Source organism: Streptomyces sp. SL06 (assembly GCF_058244745.1).
Genome location: NZ_JBSYOT010000001.1, coordinates 34,412 through 53,966, shown reverse-complemented (window position 1 = coordinate 53,966; position 19,555 = coordinate 34,412). Strand labels below are relative to the sequence as shown.

13 protein-coding genes are annotated in these 19,555 nt (G+C 70.5%); 1 reads left to right on the top strand and 12 read right to left on the bottom strand.

Features of this window, described 5'->3' with window-relative positions; translation table 11 throughout:
- Positions 1-195 precede the first annotated feature (195 nt).
- From AC4IHM_RS00225 to AC4IHM_RS00215, 3 genes are all read right to left on the bottom strand, one after another.
- Positions 196-3,360 (bottom strand): DEAD/DEAH box helicase, encoded by a 3,165-nt coding sequence (locus AC4IHM_RS00225; protein WP_490865038.1) that lies wholly within the window; start codon positions 3,358-3,360, stop codon positions 196-198.
- 114 nt (positions 3,361-3,474) lie between these two features.
- On the bottom strand, positions 3,475-4,911 hold the full coding sequence (locus AC4IHM_RS00220) for a hypothetical protein (protein ID WP_490865037.1): 1,437 nt from the start codon (positions 4,909-4,911) through the stop codon (positions 3,475-3,477).
- Positions 4,912-5,493: 582 nt separating this feature from the next.
- Complete coding sequence (locus AC4IHM_RS00215) at positions 5,494-6,456, bottom strand: YecA family protein (protein ID WP_490865036.1); 963 nt, start codon at positions 6,454-6,456, stop codon at positions 5,494-5,496.
- 289 nt (positions 6,457-6,745) lie between these two features.
- Here AC4IHM_RS00215 and AC4IHM_RS00210 point away from each other — a divergent pair, with 289 nt between their 5' ends.
- The gene (locus AC4IHM_RS00210; RefSeq protein WP_490865035.1) at positions 6,746-8,098 is read left to right on the top strand and encodes a hypothetical protein; all 1,353 of its coding nucleotides are present in this window, start codon (positions 6,746-6,748) and stop codon (positions 8,096-8,098) included.
- A 417-nt stretch (positions 8,099-8,515) separates the two neighbouring features.
- On the opposite strand, the gene AC4IHM_RS00205 is transcribed toward AC4IHM_RS00210, so the two are convergent.
- The 9 genes from AC4IHM_RS00205 to AC4IHM_RS00165 all read right to left on the bottom strand — a co-directional run bounded on the left by AC4IHM_RS00205 (position 8,516) and on the right by AC4IHM_RS00165 (position 19,552).
- Positions 8,516-8,794, bottom strand: coding sequence for a hypothetical protein (locus AC4IHM_RS00205; RefSeq protein WP_490865034.1), 279 nt, complete (start codon positions 8,792-8,794; stop codon positions 8,516-8,518).
- Positions 8,795-8,973: 179 nt separating this feature from the next.
- The gene (locus AC4IHM_RS00200; protein ID WP_490865033.1) at positions 8,974-9,366 is read right to left on the bottom strand and encodes a hypothetical protein; all 393 of its coding nucleotides are present in this window, start codon (positions 9,364-9,366) and stop codon (positions 8,974-8,976) included.
- A 15-nt stretch (positions 9,367-9,381) separates the two neighbouring features.
- Positions 9,382-10,572: a hypothetical protein gene (locus AC4IHM_RS00195; RefSeq protein ID WP_490865032.1), complete on the bottom strand. Its 1,191-nt coding sequence runs from the start codon at positions 10,570-10,572 to the stop codon at positions 9,382-9,384.
- Positions 10,569-14,846 carry a coiled-coil domain-containing protein gene (locus AC4IHM_RS00190; protein WP_490865031.1) on the bottom strand — a complete coding sequence of 1,426 codons (4,278 nt, stop codon included), beginning with the start codon at positions 14,844-14,846 and terminating at the stop codon, positions 10,569-10,571. The genes AC4IHM_RS00195 and AC4IHM_RS00190 overlap by 4 nt, the downstream gene beginning before the upstream one ends.
- Complete coding sequence (locus AC4IHM_RS00185) at positions 14,740-15,243, bottom strand: hypothetical protein (protein WP_490865030.1); 504 nt, start codon at positions 15,241-15,243, stop codon at positions 14,740-14,742. The genes AC4IHM_RS00190 and AC4IHM_RS00185 overlap by 107 nt, the downstream gene beginning before the upstream one ends.
- Position 15,244: 1 nt before the next feature.
- Entirely contained in the window at positions 15,245-16,000 is a 756-nt protein-coding gene (locus AC4IHM_RS00180; RefSeq protein ID WP_490865029.1) for a hypothetical protein, read from the bottom strand.
- Positions 15,997-17,598, bottom strand: a complete 1,602-nt coding sequence (locus AC4IHM_RS00175; protein WP_490865028.1) for a hypothetical protein — start codon at positions 17,596-17,598, stop codon at positions 15,997-15,999. The genes AC4IHM_RS00180 and AC4IHM_RS00175 overlap by 4 nt, the downstream gene beginning before the upstream one ends.
- Before the next feature lie 383 nt (positions 17,599-17,981).
- A complete protein-coding gene (locus AC4IHM_RS00170; RefSeq protein WP_490865027.1) occupies positions 17,982-18,698 on the bottom strand; it encodes a hypothetical protein in 717 nt (238 codons plus the stop codon).
- The gene (locus AC4IHM_RS00165) at positions 18,695-19,552 is read right to left on the bottom strand and encodes a hypothetical protein (protein ID WP_490865026.1); all 858 of its coding nucleotides are present in this window, start codon (positions 19,550-19,552) and stop codon (positions 18,695-18,697) included. The genes AC4IHM_RS00170 and AC4IHM_RS00165 overlap by 4 nt, the downstream gene beginning before the upstream one ends.
- Positions 19,553-19,555 lie beyond the last annotated feature (3 nt).

Genomic DNA, 19,555 nt, shown 5'->3' with positions numbered 1-19,555 from the left:
TGCCCGGACACCGATCTCGGCGGACTGCCGCGCATAGGCCCCGAGTTGCTACTGGAGGGGTTCGGGCGACCGCAGCGAAGCCTGGGATGCCTTTCGGCGCAGTGCCTACCGGCTGACATCCAAAGCCACCAAGACCCTGGGCGCCCTGATCGAGGAGACAACCGCGGGCGCGGCCTGATCGCGCCCGCTCCACCCCTACGGGCTGCAGTAGACGGTGAAGTCGCCGGCGGTGGTGTCCCGGACGTACTTCTCCGCGCCCGCCAGGAGGAGCAGCTGGTCGTCGGTGGCGATGCCGGCTTGGAGACCGGGCTGGGCGATGATCGTGTGAAAGCGGGGGCGGAGCATGCGGGCCTGGTCGCGGATGGCGAACAGGTTCTTGGCCTCGCCGACGTCGTACGGGGACACGCCCCCGTGGCGGCGGGCGTACTTGAGGGCGCGGTCGTGCAGCCGCTGCAGCAGGGGCAGCACGTCGCCGCGCCGCCATTTGGCGCCGCGCACGGCCTGGCCGCACACCTCGTACAGGTCCTTGACCCGCTTGCCGGCGGTGGATTTGGAGTACTTGCAGTGCACGAGCGTCACGTCCAGGTACGGGCCGTTGACCTTGAGGCCGACGAGGTCGGCGGCCTCGCCGGCACCGTCGTCGTCGATGAGGATGTCGAACGAGCCGGTGGCCTGCAGGTGCGCCGATACGTAGTACTGGATGGAATCGGTGAGACGTTCGGGGCCCTGGGACTCCTTGGTGAAGTCCACCCCCTGCCAGTCCAGCGGTCTGAGCAGGGCCGCGTCGAACGGGCGGCGCTGGTAGCGGGGGTTGAGCAGTTTGCCTTCAGAGTCGATGAGCCGGTCGCCCTCCAGGAACAGGTCGGGCTTGTGGGCGTTCAGCCACTCCTCGAGCGCCCGCGGCTGGGCGTTCGGGCCGCTGCTGACGACGACGGCATCCTGGCCGCGCGGGCGGTAGACGAGTCCCTTGGCGTCGTAGTCGGCCTGGTAGGCGACCCGCCAGGCACTGGTGACCAGAGAAAACAGAAACGGGCCGGTGGGGGAGTAGTCGTCGACATCGAACTCGACGTCGGTGAGCGTGTAACCGGTGTCCTCGTAGCGGAGGGTGAGCCGGTCGCGGGAGCCGGTGTAGACGTGCCAGGGCCACTGCACCCCCAGCAGCACGTGGGGCGGCCGTTCGGTGAGGTCTTCGGGGATGATGAACCCGTCGAAGATCCGCTCCAGGTTGATTGTGCCGTCCAGCAGCTTGGTGCCCTGCCGGTCGCACCAGTCGGTCCAGGCCTTCAGGCTCGGCGCGGTGGTGGGGGACCAGAAGCGTCCGGAAGACGCGGCGCTGACAGAGACGTTGTCGCCGTTGTCGAAGCCGGACGCGGCGATATGGGTCTGGCTCTTGTGCTCCTGAGCGGTGTTGAAGCCCTGGGAAACGTCGCTGCCGACGTGCAAGGAGAACCGGGTGAAGTGGTCCCGGGCGTCCTTGAGGCCGACGTTGGTGGGGACGAGCCGGTCCAGGCGGGCCAGCACCCGGTAGGTGCGCGGCCCGTTGATCAGCTCGCTGTCCTGGCCCAGCACCGCTTCGGCCAGCTCCTTGTAGATGCTCGACTTCTCCGAGCCGTGGATGTACAGCAGCCGCCGCGTGGTGTCGAAGTACAGCACGATCAGCTCGTATACGACCTGCTCCAGCGCCTGCGGCGCGCCCCAGCGCACCGGGGTGCGGCGCTCCACGACGAACCAGGCCACCGGCGAGTCCTCGCCGCCCAGGGCGATGGTGTCGTCCAGGACACGCTCATGGCCGTGGAAGAGGGGCAGCGCGGCTTCCGGTGCCCAGCGATCGGTGGCCGCACGGTAGGCGATGGCACTCATCTTCGGCTCCAGCACACTGACCGCCACCTCATCCGGTGCGCCGTCGAATGTGGCGTCGAAGGTGCTGGTCTCTTCCGCGGCCAGGGTGGCGTTGTCGGTGAGGTCGCGCAGCAGCAGATTCCAGTCGGCGTCTTCGCGTAGCAGCCGGCGCAGCGGTGAGGCACCGGTGTGGGCTTCCTGGGCGACGAATACGGTGGCTTCGCCCAGCCCGTCTGCGGCGCGGGTGAACCGGCCGATGAACTGGATCATCGGGCTCAGTGTCTTGCGCGCCGCGTGCATGGCGGCGATCTTCAGTGCGGGCTCGTCGAAGCCCTCGCCGAGCATGTCGACGCAGATGATGATGCGGCAGGCGCGCGTCCGCAAGGCTTCCACGGCAGCCTTGCGGCGGGTGACGCCGATATTCTGGTGCACCACCGTGGGGGCGAACTCGGGCGCCAGCCGCTGGTAGATCTTGCCGATCTCTTCCGCTTTGGCGATGGTGTCGGCCCGCGCCATCAGCAGATGGTCGTGACCGGCGGCCAGATCCTCGCGCAGCTGGCCGACCGCGCTTTCGGCCAGCTCCTCGTCAACGTCCTGCGCGCCGAGGACGGCCCGGTAGGTGATGCGCCGGAAGTAGCCGTCCTGCTGGGCCTCCCGCAGCGGGAAGCGGAAGACGGTACGGCCGGGCAGCCGGCGGCCGTCCTCCCGAAACGGGGTGGCGGTGAATAGCAGGACCGACCGGTCCGAGAACTCGTCGATGACGCTCGCCCACGTGGCGGCGGGGGCGTGGTGGGCCTCGTCCACGATCAGATGGGAGAAGGACGCCAGCAGCGCCGCCCGTACCGGTTGCGTGCAGGTGTTGAGGATGTGCGGGGTGGCCACGACGACATTGCAGGACTCTGCGAAATGGGCTGCCTCGGCGGGGTCCTTGAAAGCGTGCTCGAGCCGGCCCACGCACGGTCGCAGCGCGGTGGCCGCGACGATCTGCTCCTGTTGCAGGATGCCCAGGCTCTCGAACTTCCCGGCGATCTGGTCTCGCAGCGCCGCGCTGGGCACCAGCACCAGCAGCCGCTCCAGGCGCGCGGCGACGAGCAGGGCCAGCATGGTCTCGGTCTTGCCGGTGCCGGTGGGCATCACCACGATGCCCGGCTCGGGCAGCCCCGAGGCCCAGTGCCCCATCACCGCGTGCAGGGCGCCGATCTGCGGCCGTCGCAGGCTGTGCGGCTCCTCGTGCGGACGGAAACCGATGGCCCCCCGATACGACCGCACCACCGCGCCCGGCCCGGCAGGAGACCGGCTGCCCTGCCAGGTGACCCGGCCGGCGGCCCGGCGCGGCAGCACAGCCGTCAGCAGTTGCGTCTCATCGGCGGCGCGGGCGGCGGGCCAGATGCCGTGGACGCTGGACACACGCATCGTGTCGCCGTCCTCCAAGACCTCCAACTCCCCGGTGGGCACCAGCAGCTGGCGGACCTTGTTGTTCTCGAATCTGCCTTCGTCAGCCCACACGGACTGCGTGTTCACGTTCATGCACGGTGCTTTCTGCTACGGGTGCGGATGCTGGGCCAGCTGCAGAGTCCGGGCCAGACACGCGACGGCGTCCGGGCCGGGCTCACGGAAGCTGAAGGGGCCGGCGGTTCAGCGGATATGTCCGCGTTCGGGGGAGCGCGGGGTGACGTTGAGGAAGTCCTCGAACCAGTTGTCCGGCTGTAGTACAGGCGGGATGGGAGAGGAGTCCTTGCCGTCCGCCGCGTCCGGGACCTCGCTGTACTTGCTGTCGTACAGCCACAGCACGTCGTGGTCCTGGAAGAAGAGGTCCGAGCAGGAGTCGAAGTCGTAGTCGTCACGGTGCCTGGGCAGCGCCGCGTGAGGGCTGTCTTCACCGGATTCCAGGTGGTCGGGGGCATCGCCGAGGGCAAGATGCAGGACCATCTCCTCGGCCGCGCAGGTGGGCTGAGGCTGCCTGCCGCGCTTGAGGTCGCCTGCCAGATCGTCGCAGGCCTGGGCCAGGCCGCGCCGCCATTGCATGTTCTGGCGCCACGTCACCGGCGGCAGACGGGAGAAGAAGCCCCACGCGCCGTCATCGTCTTCCGTGACGGGACGGTCCCCCAACTCGGCGGCATCGTCGTAGGCCGCCTCAGCGAGCTCGACCAGTGCGCTGTACAGCAGGTCGGCCGTGCGCGGTGTGAGCGTCCAGCCGCACTTCTGACAGTTCTCCTCCTCACAAACGCAGGCCGCGGGCAGCGCGAAGAGAGAGGCGAAGTCCGGCTGCGGCTCCTCGGGCGCAGGCGGAACTGCGCCCGGATGCGGGGGAGCGGCATACGGGTTGGCGGCCTGGTGGAGCCGCCAGCCGGTACCGAAGTTGACGCGGATGGCCTCGGTCGACCAGTCGGCGACCTCATCTCCCCTCGCAGACAGCAGAAGTCGGCCTTCCTGCGCATCAGTCAGCCAGTCCATGCCGGGCAGTTCCCCCGTGGTCTCCGCGGCGAACATGACCGCGCCCACCAGGTCGTCCGGATCGTCCTCGCCCAGTTCCTCGTCCGGCATCGGTTCCCAGCCGCCGGCCGTCGCGGCCGCGAGCACCTTGGCCTGGTCGTACACGTGGAACTCACGCAACTGCAGCACCCGGACCACCGGGCCTGGCAGATCGGCCAGCCGGGCGTCCTTCGGTGAACGGGTCGCAGAGACAGGAGGCTCGGGCTGTGTACGGCCCTCCAGCGGCCCGTCGAGCGGGTCGTCGGTGGGCCACGAGAACAAGGTGGGGGCAGCGCTGGGCCATACGCCGGCATGGGCCCGCTCGAGGGCCTGACGGAAGGATGCGGCCGGGGCGTCCGGCAGCGCGGCAACGACCTTGTGAGCCGTGACCTGCTGCTGCTCGGTGAGGGCCCCGTTGAGGGCAGCGGAGGAGAGCAGGCGGACGGCATGCTGGGCCAGGTGCGCGTCCCGGCAGGTGAACACGGCCTGCGCACACGGGGGCCCCTCCGGATGAACCAGCAGGACAAGGACCCGGCTCTTGCTGCTCGAGTGCTCGCAGAAGAAGTCGCGGGGGGCAGCTGAAACCATGGAGGCTGTCATAGGAGTGCTCCAGCGATACACGGCCAGCCGCAGCCGACCGCTATACGGAAGGAAAGCTGCTGGTAGGCGCGGTGCAGCCGCATCTCCGGACAGCCTGGAAGCGTGGTGCGACTGGTGTCGTCGGTACGAGCGACGACCCGGGTCTGAGGGCAGACCCTAACGTGTCGATTCGCGCATGCGCAGGTATTTACGGACAATGCCCGCACCCAGACGATCAACCCCTCACTGGGAAGTTCCTGAACTCCCAGGCCAGCGGCGCGATTCCCGCTCCGGCAGCGGCCTGCGCGTTTGCGTGGACGGTGCACCCCCAAGGACGCGGCGCGCACCGATCCGGCGCTACGCAGCGTGTGCCCAACGGGAAGACAGGAAACAATCCACCGAGCCCATCGGAGCCGCCACGGACGCAAGTTGGCACCTACCGCAGCCCGTGTCCGTGGACTCCGATCTGCTTCCCACACGAAGGTCGGCGGAGCATATCCCTCGCAGTCGCTCCGCTGCGGAGGCCGCGCGCCCGGGCAAGTGACGGGACTGGACCATAACCTCGTTGGGGCTCGCGCTAACCCGCTGTTTCTGCGGTGCTGTTCAGTTGGCGGGAAGCCCGGAGGGATGGCAGCGGCGGGCCTTGCGGCCGGAACCGCAGGGGCAGGGCGCGTTCTTGGCGACGTTGCGGCCGGGCCCTTCCGGCGGGCGCGGTGCAGGGCGGCGGACCATGCTCTCTCCACGGGTCCGCCAGCGCTGCAGCGGCACCGGAAAGCTGCCGGCGCGATCGAGCACCCAGGGGCCGATGACGCTGTAGGCCTCATCCCGCGAACCCGCGGAGAACTCACGGATCTCCTCTTCGGTGCCCTTCAGCAGCAGCCCGGCGACCGCCGGGTACTGCTTGCCCTCAAAAGCACCGAGGCCCTGCACTTTGAAGACGTCCTTGGCGAAGGCGGCGCCCGCAGCCAGCGCCGCGCCGGTGACCACGTCCCCCTCGTCTTCGTCATCAAGCCGGTTGAACAGCCGCACGAGCACGCCCTCCGCATCGCTGACCGGCAGATCCTTCTCCCGCACCAGGACATCGGCGAACCGTTCCCGGATCTCTTCAGGCGTGCGGTAGGAGAACTCGTCCGCCTGGCCGCAGTGTTCGAAGTGCAGCGTGTAGGTACCGGGCTGCAGCCCCGACTCGTGGGCGGTCACCGCGCTGGTGGACTCGAATCCCACGAACCGCACCACCGGGTATCGCACCGTTCCCTTGCGGGCCTCATCCCCCAGGCGCGAGTTGGGAGAGAACAGGTACGGGCACACCTGCGCCGCATACAGCGCGCACACCTCGTGGACCGGAGCCTCCCCGCTGATCACGCCGTTCGGCAACGGCCCCTCCTGGAACACCGTCTGCCAGCGCAACTCGTCGGCGAAGGGCAGACCGCACACGGCACACCAGTCGAACGCCGCCAGCGCCAGCTTCCGCCGCTCGTTGATGGCACCGAAGTTCACCTCCTCGGGACTGCGCTCCACCGTCGCGATCACCGGGTAGCCGCGGCGGTCGACCGCCAGATGCGCCATCCTGCGGGGCAAAGCGACGGTGCCCTGCGGTGTATGCCTCAAATCCAACCCCCTGCAACCGGCCCGATCCCTGATCGGGCGCCCCCTCCACGAACAGGACATCATCATGCACGGGCGCTCGGAGAAACGTCACATGAAAGCATGATCTGCGCACCGCGGCGCAACAGTGCACACCGGACGCCTCCGCCCCGCCCGTCACAACGGACAGGCCGGGATCGGCCGGGTCGGGTCTCTCATCCTGAGGGCACTTTCTGCGCAGTGTCAGACCCGCCCGCTACTGTCCCCAGACATGACTGCACCCCGCCGCCCGGCGAGCGAACTGCCAGCTGACCCAGCCCGGTTACGCCTGGTCTACACCCATGACCAGCCCGCCGAGCCCTACGACTTCGAGGACACCCTGGAGTGGTGGCACGTCTCGGTGCGCACCTTCCACGAGGAGGGCCAGGAGTGCCCCCAGGGGTGCAGCGCGGCCTGCGAGCAGGCCCTCGAGGAGGGCATACAGATCGGTTATCTGAGCCTGTGCCGGCTGCGCGACTACACCGGGGACAACCGGTGGGAGGCCGCCGACGCAGAATCGGGTGATCTGGAGTCCATCGCCTCCACCGTCCTCGATCCCCGGACGGGAAAGTACACGGACGCCTTCGACGAGGCCATCGAATGCCCGGTCGGCGACCTGCTGATCCTCGACCGCGTCGTCCTGGATAAACCATGGCGCGGTTTCGGGCTCGGACCCGTCTTCGCGGCCGAGGCGATCCGCCGCCTGTCCGGCGGCTGCTGCGCGGTGGCCGCCGAACCCAACATGGCCGAGTGGCCCGACGACCGGGAGAAGGTGTCCGAGGCCTACCGGCAACAGGCCCGCCGCAAGATCGCTGCCCTGTGGGAGAGCATCGGGTTCACCCCCTTCCAGAAGGGGGTGTACCTGCTGGACCCCGCCTTGCGGGAACCTGCAGACCGGCTCGCCCAGCGGCGGCAGGAGCTGCACCAGCTCTCGCAGGCATACCGTCCGGCAGCCGCTTCACCCCCGGCCGTTTCGCAGCCGAAGGCTGTTGCGTCGCGGAAAGCCCCCGCGACGCAACAGCAACAAGGTTCCACGGAGGGCTGGTTGGAGACCATCGGGAGCCTGCGGGACGACGACACGCTGCCGTACCTGCGGGGCCGCTGCGGGCAGGCCGGGTGGGACAGCCGCGACAAGGCAACAGCGCTCGCCCTCACCACTGACGTGACCAGCGAGACCGACCTGCGTGAGCTGGGCGCCCAGATCCGCGACGTCCACCACGGACTGCAGAAGGCCTTCGCCGACGCGGTCACCTTCTCCGCCGATTCCTTCAGCACCAGCCGCTTCCGCAAGGACCCCAGCCTGCTCGGGCCGCTGGCGACCGTGTGGGTCTACGGATCGAACCTGCACGGCACGTACACCGGCCGCTCCCACGGGGTCGGCGACGCCTGCCAGCACGCAAGGTCGCTGAGCCCGCGCCTGGAGCGGATCTCCCTCGCGCAGCTGCTGTCCCTGGAAGAGTTCTGGCAGTGGAACGGACCCATGTGCTCGTTCTGCAGCGGCTGGTCGGGACAGCGCCTGACCCAGGAGCAGTACACCCACTATCTCAGCGTCACGGCCGACAGCCCGCGAACGGCCGCCCCCTGAGGACCAGCTTTGGCATGACCCAAGAGACACGGCGGCAGACGAAAGGCAGTGTCCTTGAGGAGTGCGGGCTGGACACCTGCCCCGGGTGCCGGAAACGCGCAGGCCGCTGCGCACCCCCGAAACGGCTGGCGGGAAGCGGTCGGGCAGACGCTCAGCGGGCTTGCCGCTGTTCTGCTCCGGAGCGCCGCCTTCCGTTGCGCCAGCACGCAGAAAAGGGGGGCCTGCTCCCGGCGGGACGGGAGGGGCCCGGGAGACCGGGGCGTGGAACCCTGGGCGAGCGTGACGCCACGGCGGGAGGCGGCTGTGGGTTCACCGAGGCGCGGCGGGTTGGCCGGTCGGGCCTGTGTCGCATGCCGCTTCCGGCGGGTGCCATGACTGGCCCACCAGGGGTAGCCGATGCCGCTGGACGCGGCGCGTCTACGCCTGGTCGGCTGGCACCGCTGACGGGTCGCCTGGATCCTGTCCGGTGTCCGCGCGCCGGTAGTCGATCAGGGCCTGGACCTTGCGCTCAGGATCCGGCAGTTCGTCGACCTTCTTCATCATGAACGAATCGAGCCTGCGCTGGGCCCGGTCCCGCAGCGCGCGGCGTACCGGTTCGGCCAGCAGGACCAGGGTGCACAGCGCGATGACCCACCAGGGGACGTCGAACAGGGCAGGCGAAACGGCGCCCGCGGCCACGCCGCGTAGCAGGGGCATCCCCGTTGGTCCTCCCAGTCCTTGTGTGAGCCGTGCATGCAGGCATGAGGTGGCTGACGGCGGGCGGTGACGAGGGTTGCGGACGCCAGCCCGGCGGTGCGCCGGCGCCGCGGGTCCCCGAGCGGGGCGCGCATTTCCTGCAGGTGCCTCTCCGCTGATATTGGAGTGCTCAAATATGCTCAGCTGGAGAGTCGGAGAGACTGCAGGGGCTGACCGGTGGCATCAACGGTCCAGAAGGACCAGCCATTCCTGTTGGTTCGGATGCCAGGCTTCAGGGCGTGCAGGACCGCGCTTGCCGCCCCGCTCGGTGTCCTGTGGTGCCCGGCTCCGGGGCCCTCCGGGATGGTCAGGCTCCGGCTGGCGGGATCGAAACGCCCGCTGATGCGCTGTCCCTCGTAGAGGGCGTGTACCGCGACGGGGTCGTCCGGGGCGGGCTGGGTGGCGGGGGAGTCCCAGAAGTGCTCGATCAGGCGGCCTACCGCCTCGGACGGTGAGGCGTCCCAGGCGTCGGCGAGCAGGGCGAGCTTCGCGTGGGTGGTGCGGTCGAGTGGAACGGCGTACTGGTCGGGCATGAGGACGAGGATACCTCAACTGAGGAGATTGAGCAAGATGGAGGATGGTGAGGGAGTGGTGGAGAAAGGGCTGGCGGCGGGCGGGTGGCCCGGCCCGCCGCCAGCGGCTTCCTGCCCTTTTGTCAGCGCCGGCCGGACGTTCGACGAGGAGCCCAGCAGCTGGGGCAGCAGCGGGGCGCCGGCGGTGAGATGAGTGCGCAGGCGGTCCAGGGGGAGGGCCTCCTGGCGCAGGACGTGGCCGTCGAGCAGGAGTTGCTCGGCCTGCCGGGCCAGGCAAGGGGGCAGCCATGACACGGCTGCCCGGATCCTTTCGGGCGCGGCTGGCGGCCAGGGTCGAGGGCTTTGGTGCATCAGGGCGTGGTAGAGGCCGGCCGCCGGGACGAGCTCCGGCAGGCCGGCCCGCCGGGCCCGGGCGGCCGTCAGCTGCGCGCACTCGAGTCCGTCGACGTCGAGGTCGGTGTACAGCAGCAAGTCGGTGACCGGGTGGCGGCGTTCGGTGAACGCCTCGGCGCAGGTGGTGAGCGAGGCGATGAGGTGATCGCCGCCGCCGTAGGCCAGCCAGCCGACGTCCTCAGCAGCGGGCCAGGCGGCCAGGATGCGGCGCAGGCTGGTGAAGGCGGCGCTGTTCTCCACGATCAGCATCCAGGGGGCGGGCCCGAGTTCGAACATGGCCAGCGGTGCGGGGGCGGCGAAGGCCCGCAGGTGCGCAGGGATGCTCAGCAGGTCGGCGGCGACCAGGTGGTGCGTGTCGGGCCGGGACAGATATTTCTCGTCCCCGTAGAGCTCGTAGAAGCGTTCTGCGAGCGGAACGGGTTCCGCGTCGGGGCGGTCACGCAGGAAGGCGTTGATCGGGTCGAGCAGCGCCAGATCGGCTTTGCTCAGGGCGGTGCGGGTGGCGAACGACAGGGCTGTGACCCAGGCCCGGGGTCCGGGGCGGGGCGCCCGGACGCGGCTCGGTGTCGCGCGCTCGACCCAGCGGGGCAGCGGGGGGTGGGCGCTGCGGTCCCAGCCGCGGTCCCCGGTGGGCAGCCGTACCAGGCCGGTGGTGGCCAGTTCGCGGGCGGCCGCGGCCAGGACACGGCGCCGCATCGGGGAGGTGGGCAGGCTCGCGTCGCCGTCATCGGCGGCCCCCGCAAGCACGTCGAAGTCGACGCGCTTGCGGGGCTGTGCCGTAAGACAGGCGGCCATCCGAGCCGCAGGTGTCACCGTCCCTCCCCACCGGAGGGATCGCCGGCGGCGGGGCCGTCCGCGTCGCCGGCGACGGGCCGGTCGGCGTCAGCCGCGGACCGGGGCAGATCCGGCATCGGAAGGCCGGCCGGCTCCGGAGGGCGGCGTCGCAGGTGTGCGGAGGTGATGCCGTCCCGCCCGGCGTGCTCCAGGCCCCGGGCCACCACATCGCCGTACCGTTCGGCGACCTGTACGTAGCGTGCCCGGGTACGCGCGTCGATTCCGTTGCGCAGCCGGACGATCAGCGGGAACCGTTCCAGGGCCGGCAGGTCGTTGGAGCCGGTGGTGTAGACGAGCTGGATGCCGTGGGCCTCGGCGACCCGGCGCTGCAGGCCGATGAACGGTGTGTAGTTCGCCTTGCCGAACGGGTTGTCCAGGACCAGTGTGCCCACCCCGCCGCCCGTCGTGCGGTCCTGCTTGGCGGCCCGCAGCCGCGCCAGCGTGCAGTACAACAGGACGGAGACGGTGAGCAGTTCGCCGCCGCTGAACTTCTGGATCTGGGTCACCGAGTCCCGTTCGACGCTGTCCAGGGACTGCGTCGGTTTGATGATCTTCGCGACGACGTTGCCGCGGCCTCCCAGCGCCGCCAGGACCAGCTTCTTGGCCAGCGTCATGGGCTCCGGCAAGGCGCTGGCGCGGGCCGTGGTCGCCTCGGCCACCGCCAGCGTCATCCGGTCGACCTCGGCCGACAGGCGTCGCGCGAGGACCTCGTCGTCGGGCAGGTGACGGATCTCCAGGCCGAGGAACTGCTGTCCCGACCAACTGCCGAGCCCTTGCGGCAGCCGGGAGTGCCGGGAGACTTCCCGCAGGTCGTCCAGGACCGTTTTGACCAGGCCCAGGCAGGCCTGGACGACCAGCAGCTGGTCCTCGGCGAGTTCGGCCAGTTCACCCGCGACGACCTGTTCACGCAGGACGACATCGTCGATCAGCTCGGCCAGCCGCTTGGGGACGGTGAGATCACAGCGCAGCCGCTCCAGCAGCTGCCCATCGACTACTTCCGCGTAGGCGCGGTCCTGGGCCAGGTTCTGCACCTGCCGCACCGACTTGTCGAGCCGTCGGCGCGCCGTGTCGCAGGCCTGTCCCGCGTTGTCCATCGCGCCGATCAATGCGTCTTCCCAGGCGGTGACCTGATCGGGCATCAGCATACGGGCGCTCTCGGCGCTGACCTGGTGGCGTTCCAGGAGCAGGGCGTCGAGGTGGGCCGTCTGCCCCGTGTCCGCTGCTTCGTGCGGGGGCGCTGCCGGGGCGTGCCGGGTCACCGCGCTCTCCAGTGACCGCAGACAGCGCGCCAGATGCCGGGCATGGCCGTGTGCGGTCTCGACCGCGGCCTTGCGCCGCGCCAGGTCCAGCCGCTGCGCGTGCACCTGGTCGTGTGCCTGCCGGGCATCGGATTCGGCCGTCTCCAGTGCCTGCTGTGCGGCTGCCGCATCGTCGAACTCCGCCAGGGCCTCGTCGTCCCGGCAGGGCGGCCGGAGCGCGGCGACGGCCTGCTGCGCCTTGTGCCACTCTGCGATGGCCCGGCCGTGGCAGTCCTGGGCAACGCCCAGTCGCTGCAGGGCGTTCCTGGCGGACTGCTTGGCCTTGCGTGCGGCGGTCCTGCGGCCCTGCACGTCGGTGCCGGCCTGCTCCCGGGCCAGGGCGGTGGCTTTGGCCCGCACCATCTCACTGGCCTCGGCGAGCGTGAGCGTCAGCGTTTCGATCCGCTCGGCGCATGCCTCGGCGCGGGCGCGCAGCGCGTCGTCGCCGATCTGCTCCCGCCAGTCCTTGCGCGTCTGATCCCACCGCCCGTGCAGGACCTCCAGCGGGGCGTGGTTCAACTGGCCGGCCGTCAGGCCGTGCCGGGCCGTTGCGGGCAGGACCGCGGCCAGTGCCGCGGCCTCCCGCTCCCGCCGTTTCAGCGCCTCCGCGCACTGCTGGACCTGCTGCACCGCGGCGTCCTGGCGTGAGGCGGCCGTGCGCTGCTGCTGGGCATACCGGTGCGCCGCAGCCTGGTGCTCGGCCAGAGCCTGTCCGGCCCGCTCCGCATCCAGTCGGCAGGCGGGCACCACCGTGTCGAGGTGTTCGGCCAGCGCACGCAGCCGCGGCAGACACCCGGCCACACGGAGCAGCTGCGCGGTGGTCTGGACCGTCTGGGCCCGGGCGGCCGCCTCACGGGTGTGCAGTTCGCTGACGCGGTCCGTGTGCTGCTGCTCCTGCGTGTGCAGCGCGTCCATTGCGGCATCCAGACGGTCCACCGTCTGCTCCAGCTCGACGCGCGCGGCGGCACCGAACTGCTCCAGATGGACTCTCAGCCTGCGCGCCAGTGCGGCGTCGTCCTCCCGCCGCTGCATCAGCTGCGCGGTGCGCGATGCCAGGCCCGCCATTCGGCGGGCGAGGCGCTCTCGTTCCTGTTCGGCGGCGTCCGGCTCCAGCAGCGCCCGGTGAACCGGCAGTACGACCGTGCCCCGGCCGTCCGCCACTTCGGCCACGATCTGCCGCGCCTGGTCATCGAGACCGACCGCGACGACGGCCCGGGTCACCTTCGCCCGCCGCGCCAGGGCCGCCAGATCCCCTCCGGGCACCGGCCCGCACACCACCACCCCGCCGATCAGATGAGGGGCAGCCGCCACGACCTGTTCGTGCTGGTCGACAGGGAACGCCTCGCGCAGGAACTGCAGCCCGGACACCGCCGGAACCCCCAGGGCCCGCAGGTCGGCAACGGCCTGCTCCACATCCCGGGAGGCGGGCAGGAACCCGACCTCCTCCAGCGCCTTCAGGCAGCGCTGGTCTTCTGCCGCCCCCGCCTGCTCACCGGCCAGGGCTGCGTCCCACTGGCGGGCCGCTTCGGCCAGCAGCTCCACCAGGTCCTCACCGACCTGGTCCAGATCCGTCAGGGCATCGTCCTGTGTGCAGGCCAGCTCCAAAAGCCGCCCGGCACCCGCCAGTTCACGCCGCTCTGCCCGCAGGACACTCAGCCGGTCCCAGGCCGCCGTGTGCCGCTCGCGGACCTCGCTCAGACGCACCCCGCAGCGCACCCGCTGCGCGCCCACGTCGGCCAGTTCGGCCTGCACCGTGGCCGCCTCCTGCCCGCAGCGCGCCAGCTGGTCACGGCCGGCCGTCTCCTCCTGCTCCAGCCGCTGCACCGCCTGCGCAACGTCTTCCCGCCGGCCGACCAGATCTTCGGCGCGGGCGGCCTGCACCTCTGCTTCGGCGGCGGCGAGCAGGCGGGAGGCCGTCTCCAGCCGGATCGTGGCCTGACCGATGGCCTCGGCTGCGGCCAGCTGACCGGCTTCCGCCTCGGCAACCTGGCAGGTGGCCTCCTCGCGTTCCGCCTGGGCCCGCGCCTCCTCCTGGCGCATCTGTTCGATGGCGGACGCCAGTTTGTCCCGCAGCGCCGCGCCGGCCGTCTCCATGGCTTCGCGCAGCGGCGCCTCGTGCACGTCCTGCCGGGCCAGCAGCGTCCGCAGCCCCGCCAGCTCCCGCTCCTGCGCGTCGAGTGCGAGCACGGTGTCCACCGACTCCCATGCCTCCTGGACCACGGACGCCGCGCTCTCGGCCCGCTCGCAGGCAGCGAACTCCCGCCGGCTGTCGTCGACCGCTCGCCGGGCCGCCGCTTCCCTCACGATCACGACACGGCGGTCCTGGGCTGCGGCCCGCCGCTGGACGCTCTCACTTTCCTCGTCCGCCGCCGTCGCCTGTTCCTGTGCCTGCGCGGCCTCGCGGGCGAGGTCCTGGGCTCGCGCATCAAGATGCACGTGTGCCCGCCGGGCCAGGGCCACGTTCTGCGCCAGTTCTTCCTCCTGACCGCTCAGCTCGGCGCCGTGCTGCTGCACCGGCCGCAGGGCCAGCGCGGCCTGCGCCAGAAACTGCTGCTCGCGTTCCCGCGCGGGCCGCTGGGCCAGCTTGGCGGCCTGTTCCTCCAGGGAGGAGCGCACCGCGGCGGGCTGCTTCGGCTCACAGATCAGATCGATGAGGAAGTCGACGAACTCCTCGCAGGTCGAGAAGTGGAACAGGTCGGTGATCCCGCCCTCCTCGCGGTTCATGTCGCGCTGGATACGGAAGACCGCCGGGTCGAGCCCGAGGTCGGCGAGCAGGTCGCGCCACTCGGTCTGGTCCGTCGCGATGCCCAGCTCCAGACGGCGCTGGGCCTTGTGCGCGGCGGCGAGTTCACTGAGGTAGGAGGCCTGGGTGAGCTGCCCGTCGGCGCGGCGGACGGGCAGCGACTCCAGACCAAGGACACCGGGCAGCGGCCTGAAGGCGTACCAGCGCCGCACGAGTCGTTCCCACCCGGTGCCGGGGTCGGCGGGTCTGTGCCCGTCCTGCCACTGGTAGACGCCGCCGGTGACGAGGGCGGGCCCGCCCCGCGGCAGCGAGAACGTCCTCCCACTCGGCGATGACGTGCGAGACCTGCCCGTCGGGCACGTAGTCGGCCAGCGACTTGTCCTTGCCGTGGCCGATGAAATCGACCTTGGCGGGCAGGAAGAGGCTGAAGAACAGGGACAGTAGGCTCGATTTGCCGCCGCCGTTGCGCAGCCACAGGATCACATCCACGGCCGGGGTGACAACGCCGTCGATGCGGCTGTCACCGCCGGTCAGATCCAGGATCAGGGATTTGAACCCGGCCGCCGAATGGCCCACGTTCTCCAGGCGAAGACGCCGCAGTCGCAGCATGTCACAGCTCCTCAGCGTCGGTGTCGGCAAGCTGGGTGCGCCGGATGTCGCACAGCACCTCGTACGCGGGCAGCGCGGCCGCTTCGCGGACCTGCAGGCGGAAGCGGTGCAGGAGCCGGTACTGTCCGGCCCCGAGTTCAGCCGCGGGCGTGGCCATGCCCTGGTGCACCAGCCACTCCAGGACGTCCCGGATCACCCCTTGCGTGCTCAGGTCGGTCACCCGCCGACCGCTGGCCGTCGGTCTGCCGGAGGGACGTTTCGCATACAGCCGCCAGGCCGCATCGAGTTCGGCGTGCGGCACGGCCAGGCCGTCCTCGCCCTGACAGGCTTCGCGCAGCCGGCCGATCAGGTGGCGCATGAAGCTGTCCACCTCACCCACCGAGACCCGCTTGACCGTCTCCTCCTCCAGGTCGGCGGTGGTGGGGTATGCGCGGGCGGCGACGGCCACATGGACCAGCCCGACCACCAGCCGCTGTTCGGCCGGCCGGCGGATATCGTCCTTGAGCCGGTAGCTGAACAGGCCGCCCTCCTGCGCATGCAGCACGAGACCCTCTTGGGGATGGGCGGCAATCACGTCCAGGCCCAGACCCTGGGCCATGGCATCGACGTGCTCACGCAAGCCGCTCTCGAGCCGGTAGCGCTGCAGCAAGTCGCGGTAGCGGGGGTCGGTCAGCGGGCGAAGCCGCGGACGGCAGCCGAAGCGCACCAGCTCTGCGGCATCACTGAGGCCGGTCGAGGCCGAAACGGTGGTCGTCATGCGGGGACCTCCTGGCGGGACGGGACGGTGACGGGGTCGGGAATCAGCGCAAGGGCAGGCACGACCAGCAGGTCGCTGCCGCCGTAGCGGTCGTGATCGAAAGCGCGACCGTCGTCGAGGACCACCAGGCGCTCGCCCAGCAGATCGGACAGGTCGTGCACGGAGCTCTCGTCGCTGTCGGGGTCGGGCGCGAACGCCCCGAGCACGGACAGCGCCACTACGTCGGCGACCGCCGGGCTGAATTCGAGCGCGTCACGGACCAGTTCAGACAGCCGCACCGGGCCGATCAGGGCCCGCGTCAGGACCGTCCGCGCCTGTGCATAGTCGTGCTCGCTGTGTGCGGCTTCCTCGAGCAGGCCGTCGTCGATGAGCTGGATCTCCTCGTCATCGGGAAAGGTGCCCCCCACCTCCCGCACCGGAGACAGCAGCAGCCCCCACCAGTCCCGCAGGCGCGGCAGCCGGGTGACCACCGGTCCGCACACCGCGTCGGTGAACAGGCCGGCCACCTCCTGGGCCTGTTCGGCGTCGAGTTCCAGCAGCGGGGCCAAAACGTCCTCCTGCAGCGCGACCAAGGCCAGGCTGGCCATCGGCCGAAAGCGCTGCTGAGCCTGGGAACGCAAGAAGGTGGAGCGGGCACCGATGACCTGCTGCAGCAGCTGCGTGTGCCGATGGTGGGCCCGCTCCAGCAGATGCAGGATGCGTACACAGGTACGGCGCACATCGACGTCGTCCATGCCGTTGCGGGTCTGCCGCATCAGCTCGAGCAGGTCGAGCTCCACCCGTTGCCGCTCGACGAGGTGGCCGCGGGAGGACGTCAGCAGGCCCGGAACCTGCCTGGCCCAGTCGACCGCGCGTACATCGCGTTCGGTCTCCCGCAGCAGAGCCCGGATCTGCTCGGCGTACGCCAGGGACAGCTTCAGGCTCTCCCCAGCACTCTCCTCGGCCCGCCCCCATCGCCCCGAGCGCACCTGACGGCGCAGCAGTTCGTCCCGGGCCGCCTGCTGGTCCTCCACATCGTGGTCCATCCCGGCCAGCAGCAAGTTGATCGCCGGCACGCTTGCCGTCAGCACCGCCTGCCCGCTCCGGCCGATCTCCTCGCTCAGCAGCCGCAACGGCAGTTCCTGCCGGCTGTGACCGTCCCGGTAGTCGCTGTAGGCGATGGCGAACTCGGTGCCCCCGTCCTGGTCGTTGAGCAGCTCCCGCAGGACGAACCGCGCCACGGCCAGGTGCTCGTCCGCATCCCGCCGGGGTGCCGCCATCCGGGCCAGACCGCTGAGGAACTCCACCACCGCCTCGGTCGTGGCCTCCTGCTCCAGACCCTGGTGATGCATCACCGCTTCCAGGGCTGCCAGTGCCAGGGTCCGCGGGTCGTACACCCCGGCGGGGAACTGCTGCCAGGCCTGCCGCAGATCGAGCCGGTGCAGGGGACTGGAGCGGGCCAAAACCGTGCTACGCCGGACGAACCCGGGATCGGCGACCAGCGTGAGCCAGGTGCCGGCCCCGGCCTCCTGCTCGGGAGCCTCCGCCAGGAGCCGACGCTCCTCACTGTCCAGGAGCGCCAGCACCGCCGGGTCGCCGGCATCCGGAAGCTCCGCCACGGAAACGGGCGCTTCGTGATCTTTTGTCATGCACGGAGTGCAGCACCCCGCTCCGACAATCAGGCCGCCTGCCGGTTCATATGTTCATCAGGTCGGCCGACCGCCGGGCGAGTGAAACCTGCCACCGGGCACCCGCTTTCACCAGGCGTTTTACCGTCTGCTGCGAAAAGCGGGCGGCGATGCCTCGGACGGGTCCGCTCCTCGGCGTGTCGCTCCAGGTTCGGACTGCGCCCGCCCGTGGCCAGGCGGCGGGCGGTTCACGTGCAGGCAGCGGCCTTCCGCCGCTTCGCGGCACCACCAGCCGGTGCCTGGGCACCGGCTGGTGGTGGATGTGATGCCAGCCGGGTGGAAGGGGCGGCCGGCGGAGCGGTGGTGGCGCGGGCTCAGGACACGGCCGGCCCCAGGTCGAGGGTGTTCTCGTCCGCACGGATGTAGGGGGAGCGGCGTTGGAACGTCTCGTAGCGGGCTTGCATGTAGCGGACGGCTTCCTCGGAGGACGGCTCGGGAGGAGAAGTCGGCGGCCAGGCCTGGCGGGAGAGGTGGTGCAGTGCGAGGGCGACGGCGTCGCGTGGGTGCACGGGGGAGTTCGCCGCTTGGTGCTGGGCTGCAGCGCAGTGGTGCAGCAACGCCGGTTGCAGGCGGTGGAGTTGCTGGGGGTCGAAGATGGCCAGTACCCGGCCCGTGGTGTACGGGGGTGCCAGACGAAAACCGATGTGTCCGGCATAGCTGAGCAAGGGCAGGGAGTGCGCGTGGTCGTCGGGGACGGCGCCGAGCACCTTGCTCCAGTTCTGTGCGAGCAGCCACCGTTCCATGGCCTGCGGCACGTCCACGGGGTTGTTGCCGGAGGCGGTGCTCACCACGTGGTGGATCACGCTCCAGTAGTCCTCCTCGGCGTCCAGTCGGGCCTGTTCGAGGTTGGTGACAAAGCTCGAAAGCACCGCGGCGGGCAGCGCGATACAGAGGAGCTGTCCGGTGCCATGTCCGGCCCGCAGCGTCAGGTTGCCGTGGGACGAACCGATCTCAAGCGTGCTCACGACGACGGTACGGCGCCCGGCAGCGCCGGCGCGCGAGCGGGGGCTGGTCTTTTTGCGCTTGCTCATGCGGCTGTTCCTGCTTCCTCGGTCCTGAGGGCGGACGGTGCCAGGCGTCGTACGGTGACGGGCTGGTACTCAAGGGCCCGCGGCGCCATGTGCTCGGCGGTGGCGGGCCTGCCACCGGCGGTGAGCGCCTCGAGGTGGGCGGGCAGGAGAGCCAGGAGCTGGGTGGCGGCGTCGTGGGCCTGTGTGAGCAGAGCCGAAGCGAGGTTGCGGTCGTAGTCTTCGATGGTTTCGTTCCAGCCGCTCTCCCGCCGCTGTTCGGCATCGTGTTCGGCGTGCGTCCATAGGAGTTCGACCTGGGCCGTGCCGGATTTGTGGGTGCGGACCTTGGTGCGCCGGGCCAGGTCCGGGTGGGTGCGAAGGAGGCCGTGCAGCTCCCCTTGAAGCAGGTGGGAGTCGATGAACCGGGTGACGGTTGGTGCGTCCAGATGCGAGGCCACGGCGCCGGTGATGGTGGCCAGGTCCAGTCCGTCGTCGTAGGCCTTCACGACGGCCTTGCGGAGCCCCGCGTGGGCGTTCCACATGCCGCAGCTGGCAGCCCACAGGGCGCCGGCAGCCGCCTGCCGGCGCAGCGCTTCACGGGCTTCGGTGAGCTCCTCACACGATGCTTCGCGGGCTGTTGCCGGGCTGACGGCGGTCTGGTCGTCGATCTGGAGCCAGGCGCGGACCTGCAGGGCCGGCTGGTCGGCGTTCTCGCGCAGCACGGAGGGGAGATGGTCGTCCAGCATGTTCTGCGCGAGGCGGTCGGCGTCCTCGGGTGTCTCGCCGTAGTCGAGGAAGACGCCTGGCGGCTCAGCGTCCGGGTCCAGGTGCTCCCACGGCTGCCACTCGGCGTCGGGCGCCGTTCTGGTCTCCATCCA